Here is a 19,637-nt window from a genome sequence, read left to right as displayed (position 1 = left end):
CAGAGCGGAGCGGCATGATGAGTCTCGGATCCGAGACATGGAGGCGGCGATGACGCAGGTTCCGGCGGCGACCCGGGCGCTGCGGGTGCTGCGCTTCCTCGCCGGCCAGCCCGAGCCGGTCGCCGTCGAGCGGATCGCCCGCGAGCTGGGGATCCCGCGGTCCACGACGTACCACCTGCTCCAGGCGATGGCGGACGAGGGCTTCGTCGTCCACCTGGCCGACGAGCGGCGCTACGGCCTGGGTGTGGCGGCCTTCGAGGTGGGCTCGGGGTACGCCCGCCAGGCACCCCTGCAGCGCCTCGCCCGCCGGCCGCTGGCGGCCCTGGTCGACCGGACCGGCCACAGCGCCCACCTCGCCGTCCCGCACGGGCGCGACGTCCTCTACGTCGTCGAGGAGCGCGCACCCGGCCGCCCCCCGCTGGTGACCGATGTCGGGGTCCGGCTGCCGTCGCACCTCACCGCGAGCGGCCGGGCGATCCTGGCCCACCTGCCGGCCAGCCAGGTCCGCGCGCTCTACCCCGACCGAGCGGCGTTCGTCGACCGCACCGGCATCGGCCCCGGCTCTCCCACGGCACTGCGATCGGTGCTGTCCGAGACCCGGCAGCGCGGCTACGCCGTCGAGGACAGCGAGGTCACCGCCGGGATGGCCAGCGTCGCGGCCGCGGTGCTCGACCACAACGGGATGCCGGTCGCGGGCGTCGCCCTCACCTATCCGACCGAGGAGGCCGATCCACGCCGGCGGGAGCGGCTGGCCGGCGCGGTCGTCTCGACCGCGGCCGCGCTCGGTCGCCGGCTGCGGGGACGGTAGGGCCGAGGCGCCGGCCGTGGTTTCAGTCACAGTCCCGCGGGGCATCGGTCGTTGTCAGCGACGACGTCCATCGCCGCGCCCGGCACCGACGAACTGACTGGAGACCCCATGCGGCTGCTCACCTCGGGCCCCTCGGCCCTGCTGCTCATCGCATCACTCACCCTCGCCACCCCCGCGCACGCCGCCTCTCCGGAGCCTGCGACCAGGGCGGCGGCCGCGCAGGCGATCACCATCGCCGTCAAGAGCGACGTCGTCCTGCGCGGCAAGAAGGTCGTCATCACCGGTGCGGTGAAGGGCAAGAAGATCAGCCGGGTCTCGCTGCAGCAGAAGCGGCCCGGGTCGAAGTGGAAGACCCAGGCCACCGCCAAGGTGAAGGCCAACGGCACGTACAAGCTCAAGGACAAGACCACCAAGGCCGTCACCCGCAAGTACCGCGTCGTCAGTGTGACCGGGCCGAAGACGAAGTCGGCCAAGGTCAAGGTCGGGGTCTACGAGTGGCGCGATCTCACCAAGCAGGGCGTTCGCCACCGCGACGGCTGGGGAACGTCGAAGAGCGCCACCATCAACGGTGTCCCGTACTCGCCGGCGTTCATCGGGTACCAGTGGAACGGAACCACCACGGGCCTGATCGACTTCAATGTCGCCCGCGAGTGCATCCAGCTGCGAGCGCGCTTCGGCATCGGCGACAACTCGGACCTGGCCGGCCGGGCGACCATCTCCGTCCTCAGCGACGACGCGCCGGTCTACTCGGGCTCGTTCGGCCTGACGCAGTCGGAGTACACGACGATCGCCCTGGGCAGCCCCTTCCGGGTCGGCATCTCCTACACCGTGGAGAACACCGGGGGCAGCGAGACGCCGCCGGGCGCCATCGCCGTGGCGGCCCAGCCCGAGATCCTCTGCACCTCGGCCAAGTAGGGCGTCACTCGGCAGGGGGATCGGCGAGCGGGTTGCCCCCGAAGCCGATCTCGTTGCCGTCGGCGTCGCGGTAGACCACCTTGCGGACGCCGTCGCCGTACGTCTCGCGGTCGGCCGGGTCGACACCGCGTGCCGAGGCGGCGGCGACCCGGGCGTCGAGGTCGTCGACGAACACGGTCTGCGCGGCGTACCCGGCCCGCTCCGGGCGTTGCTCGACGACCAGCCAGCGGTGCGGCGCCAGCTCCCAGACCGCCTCGGTGTCGTGGGCGAGGAAGGACGGCGGGCCGCCCAGCAGCGCCTCGTACCACGGCCGGGCCTGCGCGTAGTCGCGCACGCAGACTCCCGCGAACAGCTCGACCCCGTCGGCAAGGAACTCGCTCATGCCGGGGTGGACCAGCCGGGGTCGCCGGACTCATCGGGCCGTCGCCGGACCCGCCCCCACCACCAGTCGTACGACGCCGGGTCGGCCCGGTAGGCGTCGGTCATGATCCGCCCGGTGGCCGCCAGCAGCGCGGCGCGCTCGTCGCCGGAGGCGGCGGCCTGGGCGACCCGGGCCAGCCGGGCGCCCTCGGCCCAGGCGTGCTCGTCGGCGGGAAGGGGCAGCGCGGCGACCTGGCGCGCGCTGACCTTGACCGAGCCGGGCGTCAGGCCGGTGCCGAGGTAGCGGGCGGCGGCGTGGGCGACGACGGGCGGGGCGAGCAGGACGGCCAGCAGCCGCCACAGGTCCGCACGGACGCCGGGGACGACGCTGACGACAGGCACCGACGGCAGCCAGGCGCCGTGCTCGTCGGCGACGGCCTCGATCACCCGGCCCTGCCCGGCCACCAGCAGCTTGGGCACCAGCCGGGCGTCGGCCCACCGGGCCAGTCCCCCGCCGGCGCGGAGGGCGGCGAGATCGACCGACGGGGCGTCGTACCGCCGGCGGGCGAAGCGGGTCGGCGCCCGGCCCCAGCGCGACTCGGCGGGATCGATCAGGCCGGTGGTGACGAGCGGGACGCCGCCGGGCAGGCGGTCGTGGACGAACGGCGCGAGGCCGTAGTACTGGTCGCGGAAGTCGGCGGTGCAGTCCGCCAGATCGCCGACCGTCCCGGTCCCCGGCGGCAGCGTGACGGCGGGGATCCCGAACGCCGGGGCCGCCAGCGCGCCCCACCCGTCCGGGTCGGTGGACGGGGCCGCGCCGACCCGGACGACCGGCACGCAGGTCAGCACCGGCGTGCCGGCGAAGACCGGCCCGTCGGCGCACCAGAAGTCCGTCACCGCCCCGCGCGACGCCACCGCCGCCCGGACGGCGCCCGCGTCGCGGGCGGCCAGCACGGACAGCGGCTGCACCAGGGCGACGACGCCGCCCTGACCGACGAGGTCGAGCGATCGGCGCAGGAACACCGCACTGGTGTCGGTGTAGGCGCCGAGGCCGCGCCGGTGCTCCTCGCTCCGTCCGGCGGAGTGGCGTCGGAGCTGACCGAGGAAGGGCGGGTTGCCGACAACGGCGGCGAAGGTCCGGCCCGCCCAGGCGGTCAGCCCGTCGGCGACCACCACCTGACGCTCGATCTCCTCCGCCGGGACGGTGGGGTCCTCCGCGTGCAGCCGCTCGCGGGCGATCCGGATCGCCTCCGGGTCGAGGTCGGAGCCGTGCACCGCGCGTACGCCGAGCCGCCGGGCCGCGGCGACCAGGAAGTGCCCGGTGCCGCACGCGGGATCGAGGACCGTCACGGCCGTGCCGTCGGCCGGCAGCGCGTGGTCGAGCACCCACGCCACCAGCTCGGGCGGGGTGTAGAACGCCCCCTGGGCACGGCGCCGGTCGCGGTCGTGCTCGGCGAGATGCCGCTCGTAGGCGTCGGCGGCCTCGTCCGCCCCTGTCCGCCGCGCCATGCTGGGGACACTAGAGCACGCCTGTTATAGTCAACTTGACTACAACATCGAGGAGCCGCGATGGACCGCCCCGGACGCACCGGACTGCTCACCGACCGCTACGAGCTCACCATGCTCGACTCCTTCGTGCGCGACGGCAGCGCCGGCCGGCCGGCGGTCTTCGAGGCCTTCGCGCGCCGCCTGCCGGAGGGCCGGCGCTACGGCATGCTCGCCGGGCTCGGCCGGCTGCTGGAGGCGATCGAGCGGTTCACCTACGACGCCGACGAGCTCGCCTGGCTGCAGGAGGAGGGCGTGATCGGGGCCGAGACCGCGCAGTGGCTCACGGACTTCCGGTTCTCCGGCGACGTCGACGGCTACCGCGAGGGCGACCTGTACTTCCCCGGCAGCCCGGTCCTCACCGTCAGCGGGAGCCTCGGGGAGTGCCTGCTGCTGGAGACGCTGGTGCTGAGCGTCCTCAACCACGACACGGCCATCGCGAGCGCGGCGGCCCGGATGGTCGACGCCGCACGGGACCGGCCGATCATCGAGATGGGCGGCCGACGTACCCACGAGGAGGCGGCGGTCGCGACCGCGCGGGCGGCCTACCTCGCCGGCTTCGCGACGACGAGCAATCTCGCCGCCGGGCGGAGGTACGACGTCCCGACCGCCGGCACCGCCGCGCACGCGTTCACGCTGGCCCACGACACCGAGGCCGACGCCTTCCGCAGCCAGGTCGAGGCGCTCGGCGTCGGGACCACGCTGCTGGTCGACACCTACGACATCGCCGAGGGCATCCGCACCGCGGTCGAGGTCGCGGGGACCGACCTGGGTGCGGTCCGGATCGACTCCGGCGATCTCGCCGAGGAGTCGCACAGGGCGCGGGTGCTGCTCGACTCGCTCGGTGCCACGAGGACGCGGATCGTGGTGACCAGCGACCTCGACGAGTTCGTGATCACCGCGCTCGCCGACGCTCCCATCGACGGGTACGGCGTCGGCACCCGCGTCGCCACGGGCTCCGGCCACCCGACCGCGAGCATGGTCTACAAGCTGGTCGCCATCGCCGACGCACCCGGCGATCCGCTGCGGTCGGTGGCGAAGAAGTCCCAGGACAAGGCGTCGGTGGGCGGGCGCAAGCAGACCTTCCGGGAGTACGACGACGCCGGGATCCTGCGCGCCGAGTGGTTCACCGGCCAAGACGCCCCGGTGCCCGAGGACCGGCCTGCGCGGACGGTCCAGGTCCCCCTCATCCGGGTCGGCGAGGTCGTGCACCGCCCGAGCCTCGCCGAGGTCCGCGACTTCGCCGCCGCGAGCCTCGCCACCCTCCCGGCCGACGCACGCACCGTGGCCGCCGGGCCGCCGTACCTGACCACCACCCTTCGAGAGGAGAGCACGATGAACGAGGAGAGCAAGCGGGCCCTGATCGTCGTCGACGTCCAGAACGACTTCGTCGAGGGCGGCTCGCTCGGCGTCGCCGGCGGCCGCGAGGTCGCCGGCCGGATCAGCGCGCACCTCGGCGCCCACGCGGGCGACTACGCGCTCGTGGCCGCGTCCCGCGACTGGCACCGCGCGGGCGAGACCAACGGCGGGCACTTCCACGAGCCCGGCGAGGATCCGGACTTCGTGACCACCTGGCCGGTGCACTGCGTGCAGGGCGAGGCGGGATCGGAGTACGCCCCCGAGCTGGCGACCGACGCCGTGACGCACCACGTCGTGAAGGGCATGGGCGAGCCGGCGTACTCCGCCTTCGAGGGCGTCACCGACGCCGGCGAGCGGCTGCTCGACGTCCTGCGGGCGGCGGGCGTGAGCGACGTCGACGTCACCGGCATCGCGACCGACTACTGCGTCCGCGCGACCGCCCTCGACGCGGTGAAGGCGGGCTTCCGGGTACGCCTGCTCGACGGCCTGCACGCCGGCGTCGCTCCCGAGTCGTCGCAGGCGGCGCTTACGGAGATGGCCGCGGCCGGCGTGGAGGTGGCCCGATGACCTCGGCATCGGAGCGCGGCAGCGCGGCGGGAGGCGCGCGACGGCAGCTTGCTGCCCCTCATCAACGCGCCGGAGACGCGCTCGCGCCATGGGAACGGTCGCCGTTCGCCGTCGCGGTCGACCTGGCGGTCTTCACCATCCGCGACGGCGCCCTCGCCGTGCTGCTGGTCGAGCGCGGCGAGGAGCCCTTCGCGGGATCCTGGGCGCTGCCCGGCGGGTTCGTCGAGCCGGACGAGGACGCCGAGCAGGCGGCCTGGCGCGAGCTGCGCGAGGAGACGGGCGTCGACCGCTTCCCCGGCCACCTCGAACAACTGAGGACGTACTCCGCCCCCGACCGCGACCCGCGCCAGCGGGTCGTGTCCATCGCGCACGTCGCGCTCGCGCCCGACCTGCCCGAGCCGCGGGCCGGCACCGACGCGGCCGACGCGCGCTGGTGGGTGGTCGACGACCTGCTGGAGGGCCCGGACGCGCCGACGCTCGCCTTCGACCACCGCCAGATCCTGCTCGACGCCCGGGAGCGGGTGCGGGCGAAGCTGGAGTACACCACGCTGGCGACCGAGTTCGTCGCCGAGCCGTTCACGCTCCCCGAGCTGCGCCGGGTCTATGCCGCGGTCTGGGGCACTCCCCCGGACCTCGGCAACTTCCGCCGCAAGGTGCTCGGCACCGACGGCTTCGTCGTCCCCACCGACGCCCGGGGCGAGCCGACCGAGGCCGGCGGCCGCCGGGCCCTGCTCTACCGCCGCGGCCCCGCGACCGCGGTCTCGCCGCCGATGGCGCGCGGCTGACTCTTTCTCAACCAGACGGTTGACAATGGGCCGTGCACGGATGTTTGCTCAACCTCATGGTTGAGTACGACGACCGGCTGTCCCGGGTCTTCGGCGCTCTCGCCGACCCGACCCGGCGGGACATGGTGGCCCGCCTGGCGGCGGGCGACGCGACGGTGAGCGAGCTGGCGGCGCCGTACGACGTCTCGCTCCAGGCCGTCTCCAAGCACCTCAAGGTGCTCGAGGAGGCGGGCCTGGTCCGGCGCAGCCGCGACGCGCAGCGCCGGCCGGTCCACCTGGACGCGGAGGTGTTCGACCTGATGACGAAGTGGATCGAGAGATACCGGCAGCAGGCCGAGGAGCGCTACCAGCGCCTCGACCGGGTCCTGGCCCGGATGCAGGGCGAGGACGCGTCCACCGAGCACGACCGAGCAGAAGGAGCAGCAGGATGACCACCACCGACGCCCACCCCACCACCACGATCGAGGCGGATCCCGACGTCCCCACCGTGCGGATGGTCCGCGAGTTCGATGCCCCGCGCGAGCTCGTCTACCGCGCCCACGTCGACCCCGAGCTGGTCCGGCAGTGGATGGGTCCCCACTCGATCGCGATGGACATCGAGGTCTGGGACATGCGCACCGGCGGCGAGTACCGCTACACCGCCACCCGCGACGGCGAGGAGATCGCCCACTTCTACGGCGCGGTCCACCGCGTGGACGAGAACGAGAGGATCGTGCAGACCTTCGGGTTCGAGGAGATGCCCGACGCGGTCAGCCTCGACACGCTGACCTTCCACGAGCTGCCCGGCGGCCGCACCCGGCTCGAGGCGCTCTCGGTGGTCTACGACTTCGAGGCCCGCGCCGGCATGCTCGCCAGCGGCATGGAGGTCGGCGTCGACGAGGGGTACGCCGCCCTCGACGACGTCCTCGCGCGGCTGGGCGGAGCCGCGGAGCGAGCGTGAGCCAGCCGGGAACCTCTTGGAGGTTCCGCGTAAGAGGTTCCGCCAGTAGGTGGGGTCGTCGCGAGCGTCGCGAGGCGCGTGCGATGGCAAAGGCCACTTCGTTCAGACCTGGACGCGAAGGCAGGCTGGATCGCCTTTCGAGCGGCCGCAACGCCGCCAGCGTGCGTGCGTCGCGGCGCGCAGCAGGCGTCACCTACTGGCGGAACCTCTAAACCGGTCGATCACTGTCGGTGACGCGTCCTAGCCTCGTCCCATGGCGTACGACGAAGAGCTGGCCGGGCGGCTCCGTGACCTCCTCGCGGAGGAGCCGGGTGCGGCCGGGCACGAGCTGAGCGAGAAGAGGATGTTCGGCGGGCTGGCGTTCCTGGTCGGCGGCCACATGGCCGTCGCCGTCAGCGGCCAGGGCGGGCTGATGGTCCGGATCGACCCGGCGGAGGGGCGCAGCTGCTGGCGAGCACGCCCGCCTTCCCCATGGTGATGCGCGGGCGGGAGCTCGGCGGCTGGCTGCGCGTCGACGCGGCGGACCTCGCCACCGACGAGGCCCTGGGCGCCTGGGTGCACCGCGGGGCCTCGTACGCCGCGACCCTGCCCGCCAGGTGAGGAGCTTCTGGGCCGCCCTGCCCACCGAGGGGCGGTGGCTGCTGTCGACGGTCGCGATCCAGACCCTGGGGCGCGGCCTGACCCTGCCGTTCACGCTGATCTACCTCCACGAGGTGCGCGGCTTCGAGCTCGGCCTGTCCGGGACCCTGATGGCGCTGATCGCCATCGTCGGGCTGCTGGTGACCGGTCCCGGCGGCACGATGACCGACCGGCACGGCGCCCGCGCGGTGCTGCTCGTCGGGATCTCCGCGATGGCCGTCGGCAACGTGGTGCTGGCCTTCGCCACCACCCCGCTCGTCGCCGCGCTGGCGCTGGTCCTGATCGGCTTCAACTTCGGGGCGTCCTGGCCGGCGTTCAACGCGCTGATCGCGGCGGTGGTCACCGGCGAGCTGCGCCAGCAGTACTTCGGCATCAACTTCGCGCTGGTCAACCTCGGCATCGGCGTCGGCGGCATCGTCGGCGGCGTGTTCGCCGACGTCCACCGGCCCGGCACCTTCACGGCCATCTTCGTCGCGAACGCGCTGACCGGCCTGGTCCCGCTCGTCCTGCTCCTCGGCCCGCTGCGCCACGTCCACGGCCGGGCCACCGCCCCGGAGGACGGTACGACGCCGGCCACGGTCGGCTATCTCGCGATCCTGCGACAGCCCGCCGTGCGCTGGCTGACGCTGCTCACCTTCGTCGGCACGTTCATCGGCTACGGCCAGCACGAGGCCGGCTTCCCCGGGTTCGCCCGGCAGGCCGCGGAGGTCTCCACCCGCACGATCGGGCTGGCGTTCGCGGTCAACACCGTGGTCATCGTCGTCCTCCAGTTCTCGGTGCTCAACCGGATCAAGCGCCACCTCCGCACCCGCGTGATGATCGCGATGGCCGGGATCTGGGCGGCCGCCTGGGGCCTGCTCGGCCTGGCCGGCGTCGTCCCCGGCGGCGGCGTCGCGATCGCGGGGGTGCTCGCCTACATGGGCGTGTTCGCGCTCGGCGAGACCCTGCTGCAGCCGACCGTGCCGGCGATGGCCAACGACCTCGCGAGCGACCACAACCGGGGCCGCTACAACGCGATCACCGCCGCGGCCTTCCAGGGCGGCGCGATCGCCGGGCCGGTCGTGGCCGGCTTCCTGCTCCAGCACCACCTCGCGGCGGCGTACATCGCCGTGATGGTCGCGGGGTGCGCGGCGATCGCGGCGATGGCCCTGGTGCTCGAGCGACACGTGCCGGCGAGCGCCAACGGCGGCGCCGCGGTGGCGTCCACCACCTCGGGCGCCGTCTGACCCCGGTCAGGCCGCCGCCGGCACCGGCGTGGCGACCCACAGCGTCCGATGGGTCCAGCTCCCCGGGCCGAGCCGCTTGCCGGAGCAGACGACGATGACGACGGCCGGCGGGCCGTCGACCGCGTCCCAGCGGGCCGGACGGGCGGTGGCGGGCACCTCGGTCCGCTCCGCCACGGTGTAGCAGGCCACCTGCCTCCCTGCCCGCAGCACGATCCGGCCGCCCACCTCGAGGCCGTCGAGCAGCCGGTTGCCGGTCGCGGTGCCGTCGGGCCAGGTGTGGGCGTTGAGGAGGACGTGGCCCTCCGTCGAGCCGGGCTCGACGCCGCCGCGGTCCCACGCGAAGGACGCCTTGTCGGAGACGGGAGGCACGCCGGGCACGCCGGCCGCGTCGCGGGGCAGGGCCAGGACGCGCGTCCTGCGCACCACGCCGTCGATACTGATCGAGGTGGGCGCGAACCCGGTCCTCGCCGGCCGCGCGCACGGGTCGGTCGGGACGGGCTCCGGCGCCGGCGCGGGTGCCGGCGTGGGCGTCGGCGTCGCCGTGCGGGCCGGTACGACGGCGGGCGCGGCCGGCTCCGGCCCGTCGCGCAGCAGCAGCCAGGCGAGCACGACGGCGAGGACGAGCGCGCCCACGCCCGTCGCCAGCGCGAGATCGCGCCGCCGGCTCCTCCGCTCGTCCACAGCCACCCCGCCATTGTGGCGGCGCTGTCGGTGGCATGCGGGAGGATGGCGGAATGGTGGACGTGGATCCGCCGGCCGACCCCCTGGCCGGATTCAGCGAGGCGACCCGCACGTGGTTCCGTGCGGCCTTCGCCGAGCCCACCGCCGCCCAGGCCGGCGCGTGGGACGCGATCGGTCGGGGCCACCACACCCTCGTCGTGGCCCCGACCGGGTCCGGCAAGACGTTGAGCGCCTTCCTCGCCGGGCTCGACCGGCTGCTGACCACCCCGGCCCCCGACGACCGGCTGCACCGCACCCGGGTCCTCTACGTCTCGCCGCTCAAGGCGCTGGCCGTCGACGTCGAGCGCAACCTGCGGGCTCCCCTGACCGGGATCCGCCAGACCGCGGAGCGGCTCGGAGCGGGCCACACGCTGCCCGACGTCACCGTCGGCATCCGCTCCGGCGACACGCCCGCCAACGAGCGCCGCCGGCTCGCGACCCGGCCGCCCGACGTGCTCATCACGACGCCGGAGTCGCTCTTCCTGATCCTCACCAGCCAGGCCCGCGAGACCCTGCGCGGCGTCGAGACCGTCATCGTCGACGAGGTGCACGCCGTCGCCGGCACCAAGCGCGGCGCCCACCTCGCGCTCAGCCTCGAGCGCCTCGACGCCCTGCTCCCCGGCCGGCCCAGCGGGTCGGGCTCTCCGCCACCGTCCGGCCCACCGAGGAGGTCGCCCGCTTCCTCGGCGGCACCGCGCCGGTCGAGATCGTCGCCCCGCCGGCCCACAAGGAGTGGGACCTGCGCGTCGAGGTGCCGGTCGAGGACATGACCGAGCTCGGGCAGGTGATCGAGGACGACGACCCCACCGCCCCACCCGCGCGGGCGAGCATCTGGCCCCATGTCGAGCAGCGGGTCGCCGACCTGATCGGCGCGCACCACTCGACGATCGTGTTCACCAACGGCCGGCGCACGGCCGAGCGGCTCACCGCCCGCCTCAACGAGATCGCGGCCGGGGTGAGCGCCGACGGCGTCGAGCCGCCCGCGCAGATCATGGCCCAGTCCGGCGCCGCGGCCGGCGCCACGCCCGTGCTGGCGCGCACCCACCACGGCTCGGTGTCCAAGGAGCAGCGCGCGCTGGTCGAGGACGACCTCAAGTCCGGCCGGCTGCCCGCCGTGGTCGCCACGAGCAGCCTCGAGCTCGGCATCGACATGGGCGCGGTGGACCTGGTGCTCCAGATCGCCTCCCCGCCGAGCGTCGCCAGCGCGCTGCAGCGCGTGGGGCGCGCGGGTCACCAGGTCGGCGAGACGTCCGCCGGCGTCTTCTTCCCGCAGCACCGCGGCGACCTCGCGCCCGCCGCCGTCGCCGTCGCCCGGATGCGGACGGGCGGGATCGAGGCGCTCCGGGTGCCCGCCAACCCGCTCGACGTGCTCGCCCAGCAGGTCGTCGCGGCCACCGCTGCCGACGAGTGGGACGTCGACGAGCTGTTCGCCCTGGTCCGCCGGAGCGCCCCCTACGCCCAGCTCCCGCGCTCGGCGTACGACGCCGTGCTCGACCTGCTGGCGGGCCGGTACCCCTCCGACGAGTTCGCCGAGCTGCGCCCGCGGATCACCTGGGACCGGGTCACCGGTGTCGTCAGCGGGCGCCCCGGCGCGCAGCGGCTGGCGGTGACCAGCGGCGGCACCATCCCCGACCGTGGGCTGTACGGCGTGTTCCTCGCCGGAGAAGGCACCAACCGCCGAGTCGGCGAGCTCGACGAGGAGATGGTCTACGAGAGCCGGGTCGGCGACGTCTTCGCCCTCGGCGCGACCAGCTGGCGGATCGAGGACATCACCCACGACCGGGTGATCGTCACCCCGGCGCCGGGCGTGCCCGGCCGGCTGCCGTTCTGGAAGGGCGACACCGCCGGGCGCCCTACCGAGCTCGGCGAGGCGATCGGCGTGTTCACCCGCGAGCTGGCCGCGCTGCCCGGCGCCGACGCCGAGGCCCGGGCGCGAGAGGTCGGCCTCGACGACAACGCCGCCGCCAACCTGGTCGCCTACCTCCGCGAGCAGGTCGAGGCGACGCGGGTGCTGCCCAGCGACACGACGGTGCTGGTGGAGCGCTTCCGCGACGAGCTCGGCGACTGGCGGCTGGCCGTCCACTCCCCCTACGGCACGGCCGTGCACGCGCCGTGGGCGCTCGCGATCAACGCGCGGCTGCGCGAGCGGTTCGGCGTCGACGGGCAGGCACTGGCCTCCGACGACGGCATCGTGATCCGGATCCCCGACACCGACGCGGAGCCCCCGGGGGCGGAGCTGATCGCGTTCGAGCCCGACGAGATCGAGGAGATCGTCACCCGCGAGGTCGGCGGCTCGGCGCTCTTCGCCGCCCGGTTCCGCGAGTGCGCCGCCCGTGCGCTGCTGCTCCCCCGCCGCGACCCCGGCCGCCGCTCGCCGCTGTGGCAGCAGCGGCAGCGGGCCGCGGCGCTGCTCGAGGTGGCGGCGCGCTACCCGTCGTTCCCGATCGTGCTCGAGACCGTGCGCGAGGTGCTCAACGACGTCTACGACCTCCCCGGCCTGACCACGCTCCTGCGCCGCGTCGAGCAGCGCGAGGTCACGGTCACCGAGGTCGAGACGACCCAGCCGTCGCCGTACTCCCGGACGCTGATGTTCGGCTACGTCGCCCAGTTCGTCTACGAGGGCGACTCTCCCCTCGCCGAGCGCCGGGCCGCGGCGCTCACCCTCGACCAGGGACTGCTCGCCGAGCTGCTGGGCCGCGCCGAGCTGCGCGAGCTGCTCGACCCCGACGTGCTCGCCGAGGTCGAGGCCGAGCTCCAGCGCACCGTCCCCGAGCGGCGGGCCCGCGATGCCGAGGGCGTGGTCGACCTGCTCCGCCTCCTCGGGCCGCTGACCACCGCCGAGGTGGCGGCCCGCGCCCGCGACGACGCGCCCGTCGCCGAATGGCTCGGCGACCTGGTGGCCGGGCGGCGGGTGGTCGAGGTCCGGATGCCGTACGGCGACGCGTGGGCCGTGGTCGAGGACGTCGCCCGGCTGCGCGACGGTCTCGGCGTGCCCGCGCCGCCGGGGACGCCCGCCGCGTTCACCGAGCCGGTCGAGGACCCCCTGGCCGACCTGGTCGGCCGCTACGCCCGCACCCACGGGCCGTTCACGCCTGCGCAGGTCGCGACCCGGCTCGGGCTGGGCGTCGCGGTCGTGCGGCACACCCTGCAGCGGCTGGAGGCGCAGGGCCGCGTGCTGTCCGGCGAGTTCCGGCCCGTCGGGGCGGGTGAGGAGTGGTGCGACGTCGAGGTGCTGCGCCGGCTGCGGCGGCGCTCGCTGGCCCGGCTGCGCCACGAGATCGAGCCGGTCGAGCCGACCACGCTGGCGCGGTTCTCGACCGCCTGGCACCAGATCACACCGAGTTCGACGAGAGGGGCGAAGGGACCGCGCGGCGCCGACGGACTGCTGCGCACCATCGAGCAGCTCGCGGGTGCGCCGATGCCGGCCAGCGCGCTGGAGTCGCTGGTGCTGCCCGCGCGGGTCCGCGACTACGAGCCGGCCCTGCTCGACGAGCTCACCGCCACCGGCGAGGTCGTCTGGTCCGGGCACGGCGCGCTGCCCGGCAGCGACGGCTGGGTGTCGCTCCACCTCGCCGAGCGTGCCCCGCTCACGCTGCCCGAGCCCGGGCCGGTCGAGGACCCGCTCCATCAGCGGGTGCTCGACGTGCTGGCGCCGGGCGGGGCGTGGTTCTTCCGCCAAGTGGCCGACCAGGTGGCTCGTGCGTGCCTCGACGCCGGCGAGGACCCGCCCCTCGACGACGCGGTCAGCGCCGCCCTGTGGGCGCTGGTCTGGAGCGGGCACCTCACCAACGACACGCTCACCCCGCTGCGGGCGCTGACCCGCTCCGGCCGCGCCGCCCATCGCACCCGCCGGGCCCCCGCCCGCCCCGGACGGGTCGCCCGCACCGGACCGCCCGAGACGGCCGGCCGCTGGGCCCTGCTCCCCGCGGTCGACCGCGACCCGACCCGGCGCGCCCACGCCGCGGCCGAGCAGCTGCTCGAGCGACACGGCGTCGTCACCCGCGGCGCCGTGGTCAACGAGCGGGTGCCCGGTGGGTTCGCGGCGGTCTACAAGGTGCTCAGCGCCTTCGAGGAGGCCGGCCGCTGCCGGCGCGGGTACTTCGTCGAGGGCCTCGGCGCCGCGCAGTTCGGCACCGCCGGCGCCGTCGACCGGCTCCGCTCGTTCGCCTCGCCGGCCGGCGGGGACGCGCCCGACGCCAAGCCGGTCGCCGTGGCGCTCGCCGCGACCGACCCGGCCAACCCCTACGGCGCCGCCCTGCCGTGGCCGAGTGCCGAGCGGGAGCAGGAGGGCGGGCACCGGCCCGGGCGCAAGGCGGGCGCGCTCGTCGTCCTCGTCGACGGGGCGCTGGTGCTCTACGTCGAGCGCGGCGGCCGCACCCTGCTCACCTGGACCGAGGACCCCGAGCTGCTCACGCCCGCGGCCGAGGCGCTGTCGACAGCCGTACGCCGCGGCACGCTCGGCCAGCTCACCGTCGAGAAGGCCGACGGCGCCGCCCTGCTCGGCAGCGGCGGACCGCTGCGCGACGCGCTCGCGGCGGCCGGGTTCGTCGCCACACCACGAGGGCTGAGGGTCCGTGCCTGAGGGCGACGCGGTCCGTCGTACGGCCGACCGGCTGGACCGGGCGCTCGCCGGGCAGCTGCTGACCGGATCCGACCTGCGGGTGCCCCAGCTCGCCACCACCGACCTCGCCGGCGGCACCGTGGAGCGCACCGCCACCCACGGCAAGCACCTGCTCACCCGCCTGGTCATGCCCGACGGCGCCCCGCTGACCCTGCACACCCACCTCAAGATGGAGGGCAGCTGGCGGGTGGTGGCGCCCGGCGCCCGCTGGCCCGGCCCCGCGCAGGACGCCCGGGTGGTGCTCCGGACCGAGCGGGCCGACGCGATCGGGTTCCTGCTCGGCCTGGTCGAGCTGCTGCCGACCGCCGAGGAGCACACCATCGTCGGCCACCTCGGGCCCGACCTGCTCGGCGCCTGGACGCCCGACGACGAGGCGACCGCCCTCGCCCGGCTCACCGCGACGCCCGACCGGATGCTCGGCACCGCCCTGCTCGACCAGACCGTGGTCGCCGGGATCGGGACCATCTGGCTGTCCGAGGTCTGCTTCGTGCAGGGCGTCCACCCGCAGGCTCCGGTGGCCGCGGTCGGCGACCCGCTCCGGCTGCTGCGCCGGGCGCGCCAGATGCTGCGTGCCGCGCTCGAGCACGGCCAGCCGCTGACGACCGGCGACCGGCGCAACCCGGTCTGGGTCTACCGCCGTCAGCGCCAGCCCTGCCTGCGCTGCCGCACCACCGTCGAGGCGGGGCTGGTCGGCGAGCCGGGCCGGCGGCGGACGACCTACAGGTGCCCCCGCTGCCAGCCGGCTTCCGCCTGACAGCCCGGCCGACCGCTCAGTCGCCGTCGGCGCCTCGCGCCGAGAACGGTACGGATCGCACCGGCCGAGCGCACCCGGCTTTCGCGGCGCCGCGTGATCCGGGTCTCCTTCCGAGCGCGGAACGCGGCACCCACCGCCGTTCGTTGACCAGGCATGCACCGCCACTTCAACGGCCTCAAGACCGCCGGCCTGTTCGGCGCCATCTTCGCGCTGCTGCTCGTGGTCGGCGGCCTGATCGCGGCCGCGACCGGGAACTCGGCGTTCATCTGGATCTTCGCGCTGATCGGCGTCGGCACGACGGCGTACGGCTACTGGAACTCCGACAAGCTCGCGATCAAGGCGATGCACGCCTATCCGGTCTCGGAGTCGCAGCAGCCGGCGATGTACCGGATCGTGCGGGACCTCTCCCAGAAGGCCGGCCAGCCGATGCCGGCGCTGTACCTCTCCCCCACCCAGGCGCCGAACGCGTTCGCGACCGGCCGCAACCCGCAGCACGCGGCGGTGTGCTGCACCGAGGGCATCCTCGGCCTGCTCGACGAGCGCGAGCTGCGCGGCGTCCTGGGCCACGAGCTGATGCACGTCTACAACCGCGACATCCTGACCAGCTCGGTCGCCGCTGCGGTGGCCGGCGTGATCAGCTCGGTCGCGCAGTTCCTGGCGTTCTCCTCGATCTTCGGCGGCGGCAACAACGGCAACCGGGCCAACCCGCTGGTCATGATCGGCACCGCGCTGCTCGCGCCCTTCGCGGCCGGCATCATCCAGATGGCGATCAGCCGGACCCGGGAGTACGACGCCGACGAGGACGGCGCCCGGCTCACCGACGACCCGCTCGCGCTCGCCTCCGCGCTGCGCAAGCTGGAGTCCGGCACCGCCCGTGCGCCCCTGGCTCCCACGCCGCAGCTGCAGAACGCCAGCCACATGATGATCGCCAACCCGTTCCGGGCGGCGGACGTCCAGCGGATGTTCTCGACCCACCCGCCGATGGCCGACCGGATCGCCCGGCTGGAGGCGATGGCCGGCCGCTGAGCCTCGCGCGGATCAGGCGGCGGAGGCGACGACCTCGCCCGCGCGACGCGGCGTGATCGGCGTGGGGGCGGCGGCCACCAGGGCGGCGGCCTCCTCGAGCGCGACCGCGTCGGCGACCTCGCGGAGCACGTCGGACAGCGGCATCTCGAGCGCGTCGCACAGCGACGCGAGCAGCTCGGAGGACGCCTCCTTCTGGCCACGCTCGATCTCGGAGATGTAGCCCAGGCTCACCCGCGCGGCACCGGAGACCTCGCGGAGGGTCAGACCGAGGTCGGTACGGCGACTCCGCAGGATGTCACCGAGCGATCGGCGAAAGAGCACCATCGCGATCTCCTCTCCGTGGGTGGGTGGACGGGGGTCCTGGGCACAACGCTACCCGAGCGCCGAATCTTCCGCTGGCTGCCCGCCTGTTGAGCGCGCCAGCGCCTCCGCCAGCGCGGCCACCGCGGCGTCCACGGTCGCGTCCTGGATCGTGGAGCGGTCCCCCGACAGCCCGAGGGCGAGCGTCCGGGTCCCGGCGGGGCCGGCCAGGCCCACGAACACGGTGCCGGCCGGCTTGCCCTCCTGCTCGTCGGGCCCGGCGACGCCGGTCGTGCTGAGCGCGTACGTCGTCCCGAGCAGCCGCCGCGCACCCTCGGCCATCTCCCGCGCGCACTCCGCGGACACCACGCCGTGCCGGTCGACGACGGCCCGGGGGACGCCGAGCACCTCGATCTTGATGTGGGTCTGGTAGCTCACCACGCCCCCGGCGTACACCGCCGACGAGCCCGGCACGTCGGTCAGCCGCGCCGCGAGCCGCCCACCGGTGAGGGACTCGGCCGTCGCGACCCCGGCATCGGCGTCGCGCAGGGCATGGACGAGGGCCTCGGCCGGTGACTCCATGAGCGCATCGTGCCATGGGGTACCGACCGAGGCCCTCGGTCAGGTCAGGGTGTCCCGCGTCAGCGGCGGACCACCTTGATCTTCTTCTTCGCCTTCGCGGGCAGCGTCGTGTCGCTGCCCTGGTAGGTGACGGTGACCTTCTTCTTGCCCGCCTTGGCGAACTTCTTGGCCTTCAGCTTGGCCTTGCCGTCGACGACCGTCACCGTCTTGGCCTTCTGGCCCTTGACCTTGATCTTGACGGTGCCGTTGACCGGCGCGCCTGCCGCGTCGCGGACCTGGACGACGACCTTGGCCCGCGTCTTGCCGGCCACGACCCGCTTCGGCTTGATCTTGATCTTCATCGTCACCGCGGACGCCACCGTGATCGGCACCTGGACCTGGGTGCCGGTCTGCGCGCCGACCAGGGTCAGCGCCTGGGCTCCGCCCGGCGTGCCGGCCGGCAGCGTCACGCTCACGCCGGCCTTGCCGTACTGGTCGTAGACGTCGGTCCCGATCGTGTTGTCGAGCGGGAACGAGCCCAGCACCGTGGCGCCGAGCCTGACCTGGACCTCGGTGTCCTTGGTGTCGTCGGCGGTCGCCATGGTCCACGAGCTCACGTCGAAGGCCACCGTCGCGCCCGGCGCGTAGGCGCTCGGCGCACCGGCCGGGAAGCTCACGCCGACGGCGCGCTGGCTGTAGTCGACCGGCAGCGGGTCCGTGGCGGCCTTCTCCGCGAGGTAGTCGACCATCGCCTGCAGGTCGACCTTGCCCGTGTCGGCCTTGCTCGCGCCGTTGGCCAGCTCGAAGAAGTTGTCGCCACCGGAGGCCAGGAACGAGTTCACCGTCACCGAGTACGTCGCCGTGGGGCTGATCGGCACGCCGTTGAGCCACATCCCGGTGACCTCGCCCGCGAACGTCGGTGTGCCCTCGACCGTCACCGGCTTCTCGGAGTAGGTGTAGGTGAAGCCCTTCGACACGCCGAGCCGCAGGAACGGCCGCGAGGGCACCGTCCCGTTGGCCGCACGCTGCCACTGCTGCTCGAGCACCTTCTTGATCTGGGCGCCCGTGAGCCTCATGTTGACCAGCGTGTTGGCGAACGGCTGGACCACCGCGGCCTGCTTGTACGTCAGGATGCGGTCACCGATCTGGGCCGTCGAGTCGGGGTGCTCATCGAGATAGTCCTGATCGACGACCGTACCGACCATGTCCTGCCTGAGACCGCCCGGGTTCATGAACGCGATCTGTGCGCTGCCCGACTCCGACCTCTCCGTCGCCCAGCGCTGTACCTCCGCGACCAGGTTGCCCAGCGTCGACTCGCCACCGCGGTTCTCGGTGGTGCCGTTCTCGAGCTTAGCGCGGTTGAGGGGCGCCGCGATCTGCCCGAGCTCCTCTGCGCCGAGCACCTCGGCCTGGTCCTCCGCGTCCTGCACGATGTCAGTGACCGCCGGGTCGGCGGGGTAGAGCGGCTCCGGCAGGAGGGGGCCGGAGGGGCCGTCCGGGTCCTCGGTCATCAGCGGCACGAGCGCCGTGTCGACGCCGGTCACGCCGTCGTCGTCGATCGTGAACACCAGTCGGTTGAGGTTCATGCCGTACTGGCCCGCGGACACCACCGGACGCTCCGTGACCGGGCGGTCGGCCCACTCGGCGACCGGGAAGGAGCAGTCGTAGGCGAGGTGCGTGTGACCGGAGATGATCGCGTCCACGGCGGCGGAGGTGTTCTGGACGATATTGCCCCAGGTCGTCGTCGGATCGGTGAACTGCGGAGAGTCGCAGTCCACCGACGCCGAGCCCTCGTGGACGAGCATGACGACGAGGTCCACGCCGTCCTCGTCCTTCAGCTCGGCCGCCGCGGCGTTCACGGAGTCGACGATGTCGTCGACCCGGATGTCGGCGATCCCGGCGGGCGACACTAGGGAGGGGAGATCCTCGGTGACCGCTCCGACGAAGCCGATCTCCTTGCCGCCGACCGTCTGGATGTAGGTCGCGTCGACCGCGGGGTCATCGGAGTCCTTCATCCTCAGGTTGGCTGCGATGTACTGCCACTCGGCGCCGCCCTCGGGATTCGTGGTGGGGTCGTAGGGCGCCGTCACCCGGTTGATCAGGTCGTCGTAGCCCTGGTCGAGTTCGTGGTTGCCCACCGCGGAGACATCGAGGCCCGCCGCGTTGAGCGCGTCGATGGTCGGCTTGTCCCTCTGGATGAAGGACTCGAACGTCGATGCACCGATCAGGTCTCCGGCCGCCGCGAAGACCGTGTTCGGGTTCTCCGTCCGAAACTGGTTCACCGCGCCGGCAAGCACGGCGGCACCGGCCTCCCTGCTGCCAGCGTTCTGCAGCAGCCGACCGTGGAAGTCGTTGGTGCCGAGGATCTGAACCTCGACTTCAGGACCGGCTGCCTGGACCGGCGCCGGACTCAGGGAGGCCAGGCCCGAGAGCGCGAGCGTCGCGCCGAGGGATCCGGCGAGGATCTGTTTCAGTGAACGCATGTACTTCCTCCGAGGGGTCGTCGAGAAG

At 74.0% G+C, this 19,637-nt stretch carries 17 protein-coding genes and 2 pseudogenes; 13 read left to right on the top strand and 6 right to left on the bottom strand.

The window, feature by feature from the left end:
• Positions 1 to 49: 49 nt before the first annotated feature.
• A complete protein-coding gene (locus FIV44_RS27870; RefSeq protein ID WP_141007286.1) occupies positions 50 to 808 on the top strand; it encodes an IclR family transcriptional regulator in 759 nt (252 codons plus the stop codon).
• 108 nt (positions 809 to 916) lie between these two features.
• A complete protein-coding gene (locus FIV44_RS27865; protein ID WP_141007285.1) occupies positions 917 to 1,723 on the top strand; it encodes a hypothetical protein in 807 nt (268 codons plus the stop codon).
• A gap of 4 nt (positions 1,724 to 1,727) precedes the next feature.
• On the opposite strand, the gene FIV44_RS27860 is transcribed toward FIV44_RS27865, so the two are convergent.
• Positions 1,728 to 2,105 (bottom strand): VOC family protein, encoded by a 378-nt coding sequence (locus FIV44_RS27860; RefSeq protein WP_141007284.1) that lies wholly within the window; start codon positions 2,103 to 2,105, stop codon positions 1,728 to 1,730.
• Positions 2,102 to 3,592 (bottom strand): N-6 DNA methylase, encoded by a 1,491-nt coding sequence (locus FIV44_RS27855; protein WP_141007283.1) that lies wholly within the window; start codon positions 3,590 to 3,592, stop codon positions 2,102 to 2,104. Before FIV44_RS27855 ends, FIV44_RS27860 begins: the two co-directional genes overlap by 4 nt.
• 60 nt (positions 3,593 to 3,652) lie before the next feature.
• Here FIV44_RS27855 and FIV44_RS27850 point away from each other — a divergent pair.
• The 8 genes and pseudogenes from FIV44_RS27850 to FIV44_RS27825 all read left to right on the top strand — a co-directional run.
• A pseudogene (locus FIV44_RS27850) lies at positions 3,653 to 4,957 on the top strand (nicotinate phosphoribosyltransferase); the annotation flags it as partial.
• 6 nt (positions 4,958 to 4,963) lie between these two features.
• The gene (locus FIV44_RS34250) at positions 4,964 to 5,554 is read left to right on the top strand and encodes an isochorismatase family protein (RefSeq protein WP_181411263.1); all 591 of its coding nucleotides are present in this window, start codon (positions 4,964 to 4,966) and stop codon (positions 5,552 to 5,554) included.
• Positions 5,551 to 6,339: an NUDIX hydrolase gene (locus FIV44_RS27845; protein WP_141007281.1), complete on the top strand. Its 789-nt coding sequence runs from the start codon at positions 5,551 to 5,553 to the stop codon at positions 6,337 to 6,339. The genes FIV44_RS34250 and FIV44_RS27845 overlap by 4 nt, the downstream gene beginning before the upstream one ends.
• Before the next feature lie 56 nt (positions 6,340 to 6,395).
• A complete protein-coding gene (locus tag FIV44_RS27840) occupies positions 6,396 to 6,770 on the top strand; it encodes an ArsR/SmtB family transcription factor (protein WP_141007280.1) in 375 nt (124 codons plus the stop codon).
• Entirely contained in the window at positions 6,767 to 7,279 is a 513-nt protein-coding gene (locus tag FIV44_RS27835; RefSeq protein WP_141007279.1) for an SRPBCC family protein, read from the top strand. Before FIV44_RS27840 ends, FIV44_RS27835 begins: the two co-directional genes overlap by 4 nt.
• A gap of 253 nt (positions 7,280 to 7,532) precedes the next feature.
• On the top strand, positions 7,533 to 7,757 hold the full coding sequence (locus FIV44_RS31600; RefSeq protein ID WP_219996203.1) for a TfoX/Sxy family protein: 225 nt from the start codon (positions 7,533 to 7,535) through the stop codon (positions 7,755 to 7,757).
• Positions 7,757 to 7,879 (top strand): hypothetical protein, encoded by a 123-nt coding sequence (locus FIV44_RS33420; protein WP_281285777.1) that lies wholly within the window; start codon positions 7,757 to 7,759, stop codon positions 7,877 to 7,879. Before FIV44_RS31600 ends, FIV44_RS33420 begins: the two co-directional genes overlap by 1 nt.
• Positions 7,876 to 9,144, top strand: a complete 1,269-nt coding sequence (locus tag FIV44_RS27825; RefSeq protein ID WP_219996202.1) for an MFS transporter — start codon at positions 7,876 to 7,878, stop codon at positions 9,142 to 9,144. Before FIV44_RS33420 ends, FIV44_RS27825 begins: the two co-directional genes overlap by 4 nt.
• Positions 9,145 to 9,150: 6 nt before the next feature.
• On the opposite strand, the gene FIV44_RS27820 is transcribed toward FIV44_RS27825, so the two are convergent.
• Complete coding sequence (locus tag FIV44_RS27820; RefSeq protein WP_141007277.1) at positions 9,151 to 9,831, bottom strand: class F sortase; 681 nt, start codon at positions 9,829 to 9,831, stop codon at positions 9,151 to 9,153.
• Positions 9,832 to 9,878: 47 nt separating this feature from the next.
• Here FIV44_RS27820 and FIV44_RS27815 point away from each other — a divergent pair.
• The 3 genes and pseudogenes from FIV44_RS27815 (at position 9,879) to htpX (ending at position 16,265) form a co-directional block, all read left to right on the top strand.
• Positions 9,879 to 14,446 (top strand): annotated as a pseudogene (locus FIV44_RS27815) (ATP-dependent helicase).
• Entirely contained in the window at positions 14,439 to 15,239 is an 801-nt protein-coding gene (locus tag FIV44_RS27810; RefSeq protein ID WP_141007276.1) for a DNA-formamidopyrimidine glycosylase family protein, read from the top strand. Before FIV44_RS27815 ends, FIV44_RS27810 begins: the two are co-directional and overlap by 8 nt.
• Before the next feature lie 153 nt (positions 15,240 to 15,392).
• The gene (htpX, locus tag FIV44_RS27805; protein WP_141007275.1) at positions 15,393 to 16,265 is read left to right on the top strand and encodes a zinc metalloprotease HtpX; all 873 of its coding nucleotides are present in this window, start codon (positions 15,393 to 15,395) and stop codon (positions 16,263 to 16,265) included.
• 12 nt (positions 16,266 to 16,277) lie between these two features.
• Here htpX and FIV44_RS27800 read toward each other — a convergent pair whose 3' ends face one another.
• The 3 genes from FIV44_RS27800 to FIV44_RS27790 are packed head-to-tail and all read right to left on the bottom strand — an operon-like array spanning position 16,278 to position 19,609.
• Positions 16,278 to 16,595 (bottom strand): helix-turn-helix domain-containing protein, encoded by a 318-nt coding sequence (locus tag FIV44_RS27800; protein ID WP_425465184.1) that lies wholly within the window; start codon positions 16,593 to 16,595, stop codon positions 16,278 to 16,280.
• A 42-nt stretch (positions 16,596 to 16,637) separates the two neighbouring features.
• Positions 16,638 to 17,147 carry a CinA family protein gene (locus FIV44_RS27795; RefSeq protein ID WP_141007273.1) on the bottom strand — a complete coding sequence of 170 codons (510 nt, stop codon included), beginning with the start codon at positions 17,145 to 17,147 and terminating at the stop codon, positions 16,638 to 16,640.
• 59 nt (positions 17,148 to 17,206) lie between these two features.
• A complete protein-coding gene (locus tag FIV44_RS27790; RefSeq protein WP_141007272.1) occupies positions 17,207 to 19,609 on the bottom strand; it encodes a bifunctional metallophosphatase/5'-nucleotidase in 2,403 nt (800 codons plus the stop codon).
• Positions 19,610 to 19,637 lie beyond the last annotated feature (28 nt).

This window comes from Nocardioides humi, assembly GCF_006494775.1.
Taxonomy (GTDB): domain Bacteria; phylum Actinomycetota; class Actinomycetes; order Propionibacteriales; family Nocardioidaceae; genus Nocardioides; species Nocardioides humi.
Note: the sequence above shows the minus strand (reverse complement) of the source record. Positions and strands in the feature narration are given on the sequence as shown.

Excerpts from the sequence above, each read along its gene's own strand:
- FIV44_RS27870 (WP_141007286.1), top strand. The coding sequence starts at position 50 with ATGACGCAGGTTCCGGCGGCGACCCGGGCGCTGCGGGTGCTGCGCTTC.
- FIV44_RS27865 (WP_141007285.1), top strand. The coding sequence starts at position 917 with ATGCGGCTGCTCACCTCGGGCCCCTCGGCCCTGCTGCTCATCGCATCA.
- FIV44_RS27860 (WP_141007284.1), bottom strand. The coding sequence starts at position 2,105 with ATGAGCGAGTTCCTTGCCGACGGGGTCGAGCTGTTCGCGGGAGTCTGC.
- FIV44_RS27855 (WP_141007283.1), bottom strand. The coding sequence starts at position 3,592 with ATGGCGCGGCGGACAGGGGCGGACGAGGCCGCCGACGCCTACGAGCGG.
- FIV44_RS34250 (WP_181411263.1), top strand. The coding sequence starts at position 4,964 with ATGAACGAGGAGAGCAAGCGGGCCCTGATCGTCGTCGACGTCCAGAAC.
- FIV44_RS27845 (WP_141007281.1), top strand. The coding sequence starts at position 5,551 with ATGACCTCGGCATCGGAGCGCGGCAGCGCGGCGGGAGGCGCGCGACGG.
- FIV44_RS27840 (WP_141007280.1), top strand. The coding sequence starts at position 6,396 with ATGGTTGAGTACGACGACCGGCTGTCCCGGGTCTTCGGCGCTCTCGCC.
- FIV44_RS27835 (WP_141007279.1), top strand. The coding sequence starts at position 6,767 with ATGACCACCACCGACGCCCACCCCACCACCACGATCGAGGCGGATCCC.
- FIV44_RS31600 (WP_219996203.1), top strand. The coding sequence starts at position 7,533 with ATGGCGTACGACGAAGAGCTGGCCGGGCGGCTCCGTGACCTCCTCGCG.
- FIV44_RS33420 (WP_281285777.1), top strand. The coding sequence starts at position 7,757 with ATGCGCGGGCGGGAGCTCGGCGGCTGGCTGCGCGTCGACGCGGCGGAC.
- htpX (WP_141007275.1), top strand. The coding sequence starts at position 15,393 with ATGCACCGCCACTTCAACGGCCTCAAGACCGCCGGCCTGTTCGGCGCC.
- FIV44_RS27795 (WP_141007273.1), bottom strand. The coding sequence starts at position 17,147 with ATGGAGTCACCGGCCGAGGCCCTCGTCCATGCCCTGCGCGACGCCGAT.
- FIV44_RS27790 (WP_141007272.1), bottom strand. The coding sequence starts at position 19,609 with ATGCGTTCACTGAAACAGATCCTCGCCGGATCCCTCGGCGCGACGCTC.